Source organism: Bradyrhizobium sp. CCBAU 45394 (genome assembly GCF_028128655.1).
GTDB lineage: Bacteria > Pseudomonadota > Alphaproteobacteria > Rhizobiales > Xanthobacteraceae > Bradyrhizobium > Bradyrhizobium diazoefficiens.
Map to the genome: position 1 here is coordinate 53,823 of NZ_LBIX01000012.1, position 11,413 is coordinate 65,235.

Below are 11,413 nucleotides of genomic sequence, written 5' to 3' on the forward strand. Positions count from 1 at the left end.
ATTTGGGGGGATGGGACCGAAATGGGACGAGATATGGCTGGATTCAGGAATAAGGGCCTTGTGCCGACGCGGCGCGCCGCGCTGACGCTGATCGGGGCGGGCGCCCTCGCGGCGGGCGGTATCACCTCGGCGCTGGCAGCGGCCGCCGATGACGAGGTGCTGACCGAAACCAAGGTGCTGCGCGATCCCGACACGCCTGTCGCCGGCAATCCCGAGGGCAATATCACCATCGTCGAATGGTCCGACTACAATTGCCCCTATTGCCGCAAGCTCGAGCCCGAGCTGCGCCAGGTCGTCCAGGACGACGGCAAGGTGAGGCTGGTGATGAAGGACTGGCCGATCCTCGGGCCGGTGTCGGTCACGGCGGCGCGGATCGCGCTCGCGGCGAAATTCCAAGACAAGTACCATCAGGCCCATGACGCCATGATGGGCGTCAGCTCGCGCCTGACCGAGCCGCGCATCAATGAGCTTCTGGCGGCTGCCGGCGTCGACATGGACCGGCTGAAGCGCGATCTCACCGACCACGCCAAGGACATCGACGCCATCCTCAAGCGCAACAACGAGCAGGCCGAAGCCTTCGGCTTCCGCGGCACCCCGGCCTTCATTGTCGGCAAGTACCGCGTGCCCGGCGTGCTCAGCATAACCGAATTCGAGCAGGTCATCGCCGACGCGCGCAAGGCCAAGATGAACTAAGGCGCTCGCCGCAACTGACACGCCCAATACGAAGGCGCCGCCGCGGACCGCGACGGCGCCTTGTTCATGATGTCAGCGACGTTACTTCGACGAGATGCGGACCCAGTCCTTGTGCGCGCGATCGCGCAGGGCATCCCAGTCGGCCTTTGCGACATCCCAGTTCACAATGGTGCGATTGGTGGTCGCGACCTCGCCATTGGCGACGGATGAGGTCTGCATGGAGTCATAGACATAGACGCCGCCCGCGAGAAGCAGCGCGCCCAAAATCATTCCGAAAAAAGTCTTCATAGCGAACCTCCGGTGTCGCGCCGATAACGTCGGCACGGCGCGATGGTTCCGCGGCCATGCGGCGCATCTAAGGAGAGGTTGTTCATTATCCGTTCAGCCACGCCAGCAGCTCCGCATTGATCTCGCGCGGATAGGTGTGGCTGAGATCGTCGATCTCGCGATAAACGACGTCGGCGCCGGCGGCGGAGAGCGCCGCTTGCGTCTGTCGCGCGGTCTGCACAGGAAACATCCAGTCGAGCTTGCCGTGGGTGATGAAGATCGGCAGGCGCTGCAGGCGCGCAGCATCCGCCATCTCCGCCATCAGCGGGTGGAAGGTCGCCGACACCGGCGCGAGATGCGTAAAGGGCGATGCGCCATCGAGCCCGCTGACGTAGCAGAACGTGCCTCCGTCGCTCATGCCGGTCAGCAGCATGCGCGAGCCGTCGATGGACCAGCGGCTGCGCACAGTCTCGAGGATGCGCATGAGGTTGGGCGTATCAGTGTCGTCGCCCATCAGCGCCCAGGTCTGACCGGTCGCAGTCGGCGCCACCAGGATCGCACCCAAGCTGCGGGCATCGCGGAGCCAGCTCCACAGGAATCCACGGCCATTGCCGCTGCCGCCATGCAGCGCCATCACCAGCGGCATCGCGCGCTCCGGCGAATAATATTCGGGGACATAGACCGAGAAGCCGCCGCGGCTGCCGGGCTCGTTGTGATCGTGGAAGATGCCACTGTGCTCGCCCGCGCCAGCCTCGAGCCGTGCCAGCAGAATTTCGTCCTCGCGCCTCGCGGCGTTGAGGAAGAAGCTGCTGACCGGCGGAAATTGCACGGCAAGCGGATAAAGCGCCTCCAGCGCGCGCGGTACGTGGCGCAGTGCGCGGAAGACGGCGACGAGATCGCCGTTGCCGCGCTCGACCTCGCGAATGCCGGCAAAGGCGGCGAGCGTCTCGTTGCAGGCACCATCGAGCCGGTCGCGCAAGCCGGCGAATTGTTCAGGCCAGGTGCCGATCGCCGAATGTGCGGCTTGCAGTGCGTCGTCCGGCGCGCCGATCGCGTTCATCACGGACGCGAAGGCCGGCGGATGCAGGTGACGGGTGAAGAAGCCGAGCGCCTCCAGCGCGTTCAGCAGCGGCGGCAGCACGGCCACGATGTCGTCAACGACGGCCTCGGTCATCGCCGCTTCCTTGCTTCAGTTCGGCCGGTCAGTGCAGCTTCGGCGCCTTCAACAGCTTGAAGCGGTCGGTCGAAGTCACCGTGACGTCGAAGGTGACGCCTTCATGATGCACGGTGAGCGGCACGTCGACGCCGGCGGCGCCGAGCGCCCACATCTTCTTGTAGAAGGCGGTCTGGCTGATGATCTTCTCGCCGTCGACGGCGAGGATGACGTCGCCGGTCTTGAGCTCGGCGCGGGCGGCCGGCCCGTTGGCGGAGATCCCGATCACCACCACGCGGTTGTCGATCTCGGTTGAATAGAGCCCGAGCCAGGGTCGCGACGGCTTGTTGACGCGGCCGAACTTGCGCAGATCCTCCAGGATCGGCTTCAACAGGTCGATCGGCACGATCATATTGACATGCTCGGCCTTGCCGTCGCGTTCGCGCTCGAGCTGGAGCGAGCCGATGCCGATCAACTCGCCGCGCTCGTTGAGCAAGCCGGTGCCGCCCCAGTTCGGGTGCGCGGGATGTGTGAAGACGGCCTCATCCAGCAGATATTCCCAGTAACCGGCGAATTCCTGCTTGGCCACGATCTGGCTCGCAACCGATCGCGTGCGGCCGCCGGCGCCGCCGACCACGACGCGGTCGCCGACCCGAGTCTCCGCCGAGCTGCCGAGCGGCAAGGGTTCGACGTCGAGCTCACCCAGCGCCTGCACGAGGCCGAAGCCGGTGACCGAATCGAAACCGAGGGCATGTCCCTCGACGACGCGCCCGTCGGCGAGGTGCAGCCACACCGATTCCGCCTCGGTGATGAGATAGCCGATGGTCAGCACCAGCCCGTCGTCGATGACGACGCCGTTGCCGGCGCGCTCGGTGCCCAGCGTCTCGGCGCTGAACGCGTCCGGCGGGATGATGGCGTGCAGGCCGACGACGGACGCGAGCGCGCGGTCGAGATCGAAACCGTAATCGCTCGCACGCGGCTGATTGGCCGGCGGCACTCTCCATTCGGTCAGGGCGGGCATGGAGTTCTCCTGGCTGAGTGCATCGCTCCGCCGTGGCTAGCGGAACGACGCGCGAAGCATGGATAATTTAGGCCGGAGAAGGCCGTCTTGAAAGCCTCGTTTCCCAACTATTCCGCAGAACGCCGTGTGAAATCTTCGAAAGGCGCGGGACCGTTTCGCGCGCGGTCGGCGGCCCGGCGGTCCTTCGATCCGGCATCCGCCGCATGGCTGCTGTCCGGCGAGGTGCTAGGCGCCGTGTAATGAAGCTGCTAACCATTGCCGCTTCGTTTGACCAAGAGATCACGGACCGAAACATGGACAACCGCAGCGACATCTGGCGTGGCGTCGACACGATCAAGGCGCGTTTCATCGACCTCAGCGACAAGGTCTGGGGCATGCCGGAGGTTTGTTACACCGAGGCGCGGTCCGCCGCCGAGCATCTCGCCGAACTGCGCCATCAGGGCTTCCGTATCACCGAGAACGTCGCGGGCATCCCGACCGCGCTGATGGGCGAGTGGGGCGAGGGCGGACCGGTCATCGCCTTCATGGGGGAATATGACGCGCTGCCGGGCCTCAGCCAGGAGGCGGGCGTGGCGGAACATCGTCCGGTCGAGACCGGCGGCCATGGCCATGGCTGCGGTCATAATCTGCTCGGTTCTGCGGCGCTGCTCGCCGCGACCGCGGTGAAGGACTGGCTCGACGAGAACAAGGTGCCGGGCCGCGTGCGCTACTACGGCTGCCCGGCTGAAGAAGGCGGCGCGGCAAAGGCGTTCATGGTGCGCTCCGGCGCGTTCGAGGATGCCGACGTCGCCATCACCTGGCATCCGCACAGCTTCTGGGAAGTGGCGGTGACGCCGTCGCTCGCGAACACGCGCGCCGACTTCATTTTCACAGGCCGCACCTCGCATGCGGCCGCCTCGCCGCATCTCGGCCGTTCCGCGCTCGATGCGGTGGAGCTGATGAATGTCGGCGTGAACTACATGCGCGAGCACATGCCGAGCGACGCGCGGGTGCATTACGCGCTGCTCGACACCGGCGGCATTGCGCCCAACGTGGTGCAGGCGCATGCGCGCGTGCGCTACTCGATCCGCGCCCGCGATCTGCCCGGCATGAACGAGCTGGTCGGCCGCGTGAGCAAGATCGCGGACGGCGCGGCGCTGATGACCGAGACCAAGGTGGAGATGAAGATCATCTCCGCGGTCTCCAACATTCTGCCGAATACGCCGCTGGAGCAGGCGCTACATCGGGTCATGGAAGAGCTCGGACCGCCGCATTTCGACGACGCGGACAAGGGGTTTGCCACCCAGATCCGATCGACGCTGACCGACAAGGACATTGCCTCGGTTTACTACGCGATCGGGATGGAGCCGACCGATCGGCCGCTGGCCGACTTCCTGGTGCCGCTCGATGCCAAGCGCAACCCGCTGGTCGGCTCGACCGACGTTGGCGACGTGAGCTGGGTGGTGCCGACCGTGCAGGTTCACGCACCGACGGTTGCAATCGGCACGCCGTTCCACACCTGGCAGGTGGTGGCGCAGGGCAAGAGCCCGCATGCCCACAAGGCCATGGTGCAGGCGGCCAAGGCGATGGCGGGTATCGGCATCAAGGCGCTCACGGAACCGGAGCTGATCAAGGCCGCGAAAGCCGACCTTGCGAGGCGAACAGCCAAGACACCTTACGTCTGTCCGCTGCCGGACCACGTCGCGCCGCCACTGGATATGTCCGTGGTGTAGAATTTCGTCTCGATACTTCGTCTGATCCGGCGAACAAATTTTCTGCAGTGCAACGTGGATTCCGGCTTGTTTTGACGCCGGATTGCCGAGCGCTTGGGCTGCGGAACGCAGTTTTGCCCAACGGACAGCCAGAACACCGTTTGCATACACACAGTCGCAGTTGACGGGCGGCCTATTCGGTGTGCCATCTACGGCCAGACAAAACCCGGCGGTCGCATCGCGGCCGCCTGCATCCATTCGGGAACCAGACGGGGGACAAACCATGCTGGATAAAGAACTGCGTTCGATGATCGGCCAAGTGAAGGACGGACGGATGGATCGCCGTGCCTTCATCCAGCGTCTTGCCGCTGTCGGTTTGACCGCACCGCTGGCCAACCAGATCCTCGCGCTGGGCGGCGTCGCCATGGCGGAAGGCGTTTCGACCTACAAGCCGACCAAGCGCGGCGGCGGCGGCGCACTGAAGCTGCTGTGGTGGCAGGGGCCGACCCTGCTCAATCCGCATTTCGCCACCGGCACCAAGGACCAGGACGGTTCGCGCCTGTTCTACGAGCCGCTTGCCTGTTGGGATCCGGACGGCAACATGAAGCTGGTTCTGGCCGCCGAAATCCCGTCGATCCAGAACGGCGGCCTCGCCGCCGACGGCAAGTCGGTCACCTGGAAGCTTAAGCCCGGCGTCAAATGGCACGACGGCAAGCCGTTCACCGCCGACGACGTCGTGTTCAACTGGGAATACGCCAAGGATCCCGCGACCTCCGCGGTCACCATTGCGACCTATCGCGACATCGTCGTCGAGAAGGTGGATGACCTCACCGTCCGCATCCTTTTCAACAAGCCGACGCCGTTCTGGGCCGATGCTTTCGTCGGGGCTCCGAACACCATCATCCCCAAGCATCTGTTCGCGGATTACAAAGGCGCGAAGTCCCGCGAGGCGCCGAACAACCTCTCGCCGGTCGGCACCGGCCCGTACAAATTCCTCGAGTTCAAGCCGGGCGATCTCGTCCGCGGTGAGCTCAATCCCGACTATCACATGCCGAACCGTCCGTATTTCGACACGCTCGAAATGAAGGGCGGCGGCGATGCCGTCTCGGCGGCGCGCGCGGTGATCCAGACCGGCGAATACGATTTCGGCTATAACATCCAGGTCGAAGACGACGTGCTGTTGCGCCTGGAGAAGGGCGGCAAGGGCAAGGCCATCTACGCCGTGGGCGGAGACACCGAGTTCATCGCGCTGAATTTCACCGACCCGAACACCGAGGTCGATGGCGAGCGCTCTTCGATGAAGACGAAGCACCCGCTGTTCTCCGATCCCGCCGTACGCAAGGCGCTGGCGATGCTGGTCGATCGTGAAGCGGTGAAGAAGGTGATCTACGGCCGCGCAGGCCGCACCACGGCGAACTTCCTCAACGGCCCCGAAAAGTTCGTCTCCAAGAACACGAGCTGGGAATTCAGCATCGAGAAGGCGTCGAAGATGCTGGATGACGCCGGCTGGAAACCGGGTGCGGACGGCATCCGCGAGAAGGACGGCAAGAAGCTGAAGCTTCTGTACCAGACTTCGATCAACGGCCCGCGCCAGAAGACCCAGGCCATCGTCAAGCAGGCCTGCCAGAAGGCTGGCATCGACGTCGAGCTGAAGTCGGTCGTCGCCTCGGTGTTCTTCTCCTCCGACGCCGGCAATCCCGACATCTACCCGAAGTTCTATGCCGACATGGAGATGTTCCAGATCCCGATGAGCCAGCCGGATCCGTCCCAGCACATGCGGCGCTATATGTCGGCGAATGTGGCGACCAAGGAGAACAAGTGGCAGGGACAGAATTTCCCGCGCTACGTCAACAAGGAGTATGACGACACGATCCTGGCCGCGGAAGGCGAGATGGACCCGGTCAAGCGCGCGGCGCTCTACATCAAGGCTAACGATATCCTGATCGGGGACACCGTGTTCATCCCGGTGCAGCATCGCCTGAAGGTGGAGGCCGCTGCTAACAACCTGGTTTGCGTGGTCAGCGGTTGGGCGAACGAGACCGACAACCTGTTCGACTGGTACCGGGAGGTATGATCGCGCAGGCCTAGGCGGGGTCTTTCCCTATGAGTCAATATGTCCTGCGTCGCCTGCTGATCGCCATTCCGAGCCTGCTCGGCATTTCGCTCGTGCTGTTCGTCGTGCTGGCGCTCGCCCCCGGCGATCCGTTTTCGGAACTGGCGACCAATCCGAACGTACCGCCCGAAGTCGCTGCCGCGCTTCGGGCGAAGTTCGGCCTCGACGATCCGATCTATCTGCGCTACCTGCACTGGCTCTCCGCCATGGCGCATGGCGATTGGGGGTTTTCCTTCGTCAGCCGGATGAACGTCGATGCGCTCATCCTCCAGCGCCTGCCGGCGACGCTCTATGTGATCGGCTCGGCGCAGATCCTGGCGCTCCTGATCGCGATTCCGGTCGGCGTCTACGCGGCGACCAAGCCGTATTCACTGTTTGACCAGATCGCCAACGTGCTGGCCTTCGTCGGTTTCTCGCTGCCCACCTTCTTCACCGGCATCCTCTTCATCCTGATCTTCTCGGTCACGCTGGACTGGCTGCCCTTCGTCTATTCCAGCGACATCAAGGCCACCGGCATCCGCTGGGTGCTCGAGATGATCCGGCAGGCGATCATGCCGGTGGCGGTGCTCGGCCTGTTCCAGGCGGCGTCGATGACGCGCTTCGTGCGCTCGGCGATGCTGGACGTGATCCGGCTCGACTACGTCACCACGGCGCGCGCCAAGGGACTCGGGCAGGCCAAGGTCATCGTCAAGCATGTGATGCGCAATGCGATGATCCCGGTCGTCACGCTGATCGCGCTCCAGATGCCGGCGGTGTTCGGCGGCGCCATCGTCACCGAGCAGATCTTCCGCATCCCCGGCATCGGCTCGCTGCTGATCTCCTCCATCCTTTCCAACGACACGCCGGTGGTGATGGCCGTCACCTTCGTCTTCGCGTGCCTTGTGGTCCTGTTCAATCTCATCGCGGACGTCCTGTATGGCTGGCTTGACCCTCGCATCTCCCTCCGCTGAGCGGCGCGTCTACTCGCCCTGGCGCGAGACGTGGCGGCGCTATAGCCGCCACAAGCTTGCCGTGGTCAGTGCGTTCCTGCTCCTCATTCTGGTGCTGGCGGTGGTCGCCGGCCCCTTCGTCTGGCGGGTCAAGATCGACGACATCGACATCGTGGCGGGCATGCAGGGGCCCTCGCTCGCCCATCCCTTCGGCACCGACGATCTCGGGCAGGACATCCTCGCCCGCATGATCTATGGCGGGCGCATCTCGCTCGCGGTCGGCCTTGCCGCGATGCTGGTCTCGGTGTTCGTGGGCACGCTGATCGGTGCGCTTGCCGGCATGTCGCGCGGTGCGGTCGGTCACGGGCTGATGTGGCTCACCGATCTCTTCTTGTCGCTGCCGCAGCTGCCGCTGCTGCTGCTGCTGATCTATCTGTTCCGCGACGGGCTCAAGGCCGCGTTCGGCCCCGAAGGCGGCATCTTCATCCTGATCGTGCTCGTGATCGGGGGCCTGCGCTGGATGCCGGTCGCCCGCCTCGTGCGCGCGCAGTTCCTGTCGATCCGCGAGAAGGAGTTCGTCGAGGCCGCGCGCGCGCTCGGCGCCAGCCCGGTGCGGCAGGTGGTGCGCCACATCCTGCCCAACGCGCTCGGTCCGGTGATCATCGCCGGCACCATCGACGTCGCCGCCGCCATCATCGCGGAATCGACATTGTCCTTCCTCGGCCTCGGCTTTCCGCCGGACACCCCGACCTGGGGGCGGCTGCTGTACGACGCCAAGGACTTCCTCGATATCGGTCCGCACTGGGCGCTGTTTCCGGGCGGCGCGATCTTCATCGCGGTGGTCGCCATCAACTTCATCGGCGACGGCCTGCGTGACGCGCTCGATGCGCGACGGGTGATCTGATGGCGCCGCTGCTCGAGATCAAGGGCCTGAAAACCCATTTCTCCACTGACGACGGCATCCTGCAGGCCGTCGACGGCGTCGACATCTCCATCAACCGCGGCGAGACGCTCTGTGTCGTCGGCGAGTCCGGCTGCGGCAAGACCGTGACGGCGATGTCGATCCTGAAACTGATCGCGATGCCGCCCGGCCGCATCGCCGCCGGCCAGATCATCTTCGAAGGCCGCGATCTCGTGCCGCTGACGAGCAATCAGCTCGACGAGATCCGCGCCAAGGAGATCGGCTTCATCTTTCAGGAGCCGATGACCTCGCTCAACCCGGTGCTCACCGTCGGCGAGCAGATCGCCGAGAGCCTGCGCCGGCATGAAGCGGTGACGAAGAAGCAGGCGCTCGAACGCACCATCGAGATGCTCAAGCTGGTGCAGATCCCCAACGCCGAAGGCCGCGTGCACAACTACCCGCACCAGTTCTCCGGCGGCATGCGCCAGCGCGTGATGATCGCGATGGCGCTCGCCTGCAAGCCGAAGCTGATCATCGCCGACGAGCCCACCACCGCGCTCGACGTCACCATCCAGGCCCAGATCCTCGACCTCTTGCAGGACATGAAGGAGCGCTTCGGCATGGCGGTGATGCTGATCACCCATGCCATGGGCGTCGTCGCCGAGACCGCGCAGCGCGTCGTCGTGATGTATGCCGGCAAGGTGGTGGAGGAGGCGAGCGTCGACGATCTCTTCGCCGATCCCCGCCATCCCTATACGCAAGGCCTGATCCGCTCGATCCCGCGCATCGACCTCGACAGCGAGCACAAGACGCGGCTGGAGGCGATCGGCGGCTCGGTGCCGATCCTGATCAATCCGCCGGTCGGCTGCCGCTTCGCGCCGCGCTGCAAGTTCGCGATGAACGTCTGCACCGAGAAGGAGCCGCTGCTCCGCGAGGTCTCGCCCGGCCACCGCATGGCCTGTCACCTGGGGGATACGCAGTTGGGAGCCGCGTCATGAGCGAACCCTTGCTCCGCGTCAGCGGTCTGAAGAAGCATTTCCCCGTTCTCGGCGGCTTGCTGTCGCGCCAGGTCGGCAGCGTCTATGCGGTCGACGGCGTGTCGTTCTCGGTCAATCGCGGCGAGACGCTCGGTCTCGTCGGTGAATCCGGCTGCGGCAAGTCGACGACGGGGCGCTGCGTGCTGCGCCTGATCGAGCCGACCGACGGCGAGGTCACCTTCGACGGCCAGGACGTGCGCCAGCTCGGCGGCAACGATCTGCGCGCGATGCGGCGGAACATGCAGCTCGTGTTCCAGGATCCGTTTGCCTCGCTCAATCCGCGCATGACGGTGGGTACGATTCTCGGCGAGGCGCTCGTCATCCACAAGCTCGGCTCATCGGCCAAGGAGCGGGAGGAGCGCGTCGCGAGCCTGCTGGTCAAGGTCGGCCTCAAGGCCGAGCACATGCGCCGCTACCCGCACGAATTCTCCGGCGGCCAGCGCCAGCGCATCGTGATCGCGCGGGCGCTCGCGGTCGAGCCGAAGCTGATCGTCTGCGACGAGCCGGTCTCCGCGCTCGACGTGTCGATCCAGGCGCAGGTCATCAATCTGCTGGAGGATCTCCAGGCCGAGCTGAACCTCACCTATCTCTTCGTCGCGCACGACCTCTCGGTGGTCGAGCACATCTCCGACCGCGTCGCGGTGATGTATCTCGGCCGCATCGTCGAGCTGGCGAAAGCCAGCGACCTCTACCGCAACCCGCAGCACCCCTACACCAGGGCGCTGTTGTCAGCGGTGCCGGTGCCCGATCCCAAGCTCAAGCGTGAGCGCATCCGCCTCAAGGGCGACGTGCCGAGCCCGATGAAGCCGCCGTCAGGCTGCCACTTCCACACCCGCTGTCCGATCGCCCAGCCGCGCTGCGCGGAGAGCGCGCCCGAGCTGAAGGAGGGCGCTGGCGGTCACTTCGTGGCGTGCCATCTCGCCTGAGGCCGGGCAAAGCGGAAGGCGTATTCATTCGCCCTGAAGCACGCCGTGCGCCGAGAGGGCCTGCCTGAAAGCCTCCACCGACGTGTGGTGATGCGCGAACAGGCCCGCCTCGCGCGCGCCGGCAACATTGGCCGGGAGATCGTCGACGAACAGCACGGTCTGCGGCATCACGTCGAGCTCGGCCAGGCAGCGGCGATAGCAGCGCGGGTCCGGCTTTGCCGTCTTGAACTGGGCCGAAGTGTAGATCCGGGAGCCGAACAGCGGCCGCAAGTCCGGCAGCAGCGTGTCGATGTGGTCGGCGACCAGCGTGGTATTGTTGGTCAGGACGGCAATATCGACGGTCTTGCGCAGACGTCGGGCAATCTCCAGCATCGCGTGATCGGGCTGCATCGAGCGGCGCCGCGCCTCCACCCACTCGTCGAGCGACAGCGGATAGCCCATGCGTTCGCCAAAGCCCCGCAGATAGTCAGGGGCGTCGAGAGCGCCGGAATCGCCGAGCAGCTCGAATCCGCTGTCCCAGATTGCCTTGTGGACGAGCTCGCTGGTCGATCCCGCGAGCTCCGCCAGGCATGCCACACGCTGTCCCCTGTCGTAGTTGCACAGGACATTGTCCATGTCGAAGAGGACGAGCTTGATCGCGTCAGTCACGGTAGCACTCTCGGATTGGCTTAAATGTCCGGTC

Annotated in this window: 11 protein-coding genes; 7 read left to right on the top strand and 4 right to left on the bottom strand. The window is 65.2% G+C overall.

What is annotated here, in order from left to right; genetic code table 11:
- Positions 1 to 33 precede the first annotated feature (33 nt).
- Positions 34 to 693: a DsbA family protein gene (locus WN73_RS07425; RefSeq protein ID WP_060910142.1), complete on the top strand. Its 660-nt coding sequence runs from the start codon at positions 34 to 36 to the stop codon at positions 691 to 693.
- Between the two features lie 81 nt (positions 694 to 774).
- Here WN73_RS07425 and WN73_RS07430 read toward each other — a convergent pair whose 3' ends face one another.
- The 3 genes from WN73_RS07430 to WN73_RS07440 all read right to left on the bottom strand — a co-directional run bounded on the left by WN73_RS07430 (position 775) and on the right by WN73_RS07440 (position 3,134).
- Positions 775 to 981: a hypothetical protein gene (locus tag WN73_RS07430; protein WP_027544339.1), complete on the bottom strand. Its 207-nt coding sequence runs from the start codon at positions 979 to 981 to the stop codon at positions 775 to 777.
- Positions 982 to 1,066: 85 nt separating this feature from the next.
- A complete protein-coding gene (locus WN73_RS07435) occupies positions 1,067 to 2,134 on the bottom strand; it encodes a phospholipase (protein ID WP_161536657.1) in 1,068 nt (355 codons plus the stop codon).
- Between the two features lie 28 nt (positions 2,135 to 2,162).
- Positions 2,163 to 3,134, bottom strand: a complete 972-nt coding sequence (locus WN73_RS07440) for a S1C family serine protease (RefSeq protein ID WP_028173565.1) — start codon at positions 3,132 to 3,134, stop codon at positions 2,163 to 2,165.
- 293 nt (positions 3,135 to 3,427) lie between these two features.
- Here WN73_RS07440 and WN73_RS07445 point away from each other — a divergent pair, with 293 nt between their 5' ends.
- From WN73_RS07445 to WN73_RS07470, 6 genes are all read left to right on the top strand, one after another.
- Positions 3,428 to 4,846 (top strand): M20 family metallopeptidase, encoded by a 1,419-nt coding sequence (locus tag WN73_RS07445; protein ID WP_028173564.1) that lies wholly within the window; start codon positions 3,428 to 3,430, stop codon positions 4,844 to 4,846.
- 262 nt (positions 4,847 to 5,108) lie between these two features.
- On the top strand, positions 5,109 to 6,899 hold the full coding sequence (locus WN73_RS07450) for a peptide ABC transporter substrate-binding protein (protein WP_028173563.1): 1,791 nt from the start codon (positions 5,109 to 5,111) through the stop codon (positions 6,897 to 6,899).
- A 29-nt stretch (positions 6,900 to 6,928) separates the two neighbouring features.
- Positions 6,929 to 7,888, top strand: coding sequence for an ABC transporter permease (locus WN73_RS07455; protein ID WP_011084172.1), 960 nt, complete (start codon positions 6,929 to 6,931; stop codon positions 7,886 to 7,888).
- On the top strand, positions 7,854 to 8,771 hold the full coding sequence (locus tag WN73_RS07460; RefSeq protein ID WP_028173562.1) for an ABC transporter permease: 918 nt from the start codon (positions 7,854 to 7,856) through the stop codon (positions 8,769 to 8,771). The genes WN73_RS07455 and WN73_RS07460 overlap by 35 nt, the downstream gene beginning before the upstream one ends.
- Entirely contained in the window at positions 8,771 to 9,766 is a 996-nt protein-coding gene (locus WN73_RS07465; protein WP_028173561.1) for an ABC transporter ATP-binding protein, read from the top strand. The genes WN73_RS07460 and WN73_RS07465 overlap by 1 nt, the downstream gene beginning before the upstream one ends.
- The gene (locus WN73_RS07470; protein ID WP_011084175.1) at positions 9,763 to 10,731 is read left to right on the top strand and encodes an ABC transporter ATP-binding protein; all 969 of its coding nucleotides are present in this window, start codon (positions 9,763 to 9,765) and stop codon (positions 10,729 to 10,731) included. The genes WN73_RS07465 and WN73_RS07470 overlap by 4 nt, the downstream gene beginning before the upstream one ends.
- 24 nt (positions 10,732 to 10,755) lie before the next feature.
- Here the strand turns inward: WN73_RS07470 and WN73_RS07475 are convergent, their stop codons facing one another.
- Complete coding sequence (locus tag WN73_RS07475; RefSeq protein WP_028173560.1) at positions 10,756 to 11,379, bottom strand: HAD family hydrolase; 624 nt, start codon at positions 11,377 to 11,379, stop codon at positions 10,756 to 10,758.
- Positions 11,380 to 11,413: the final 34 nt, after the last annotated feature.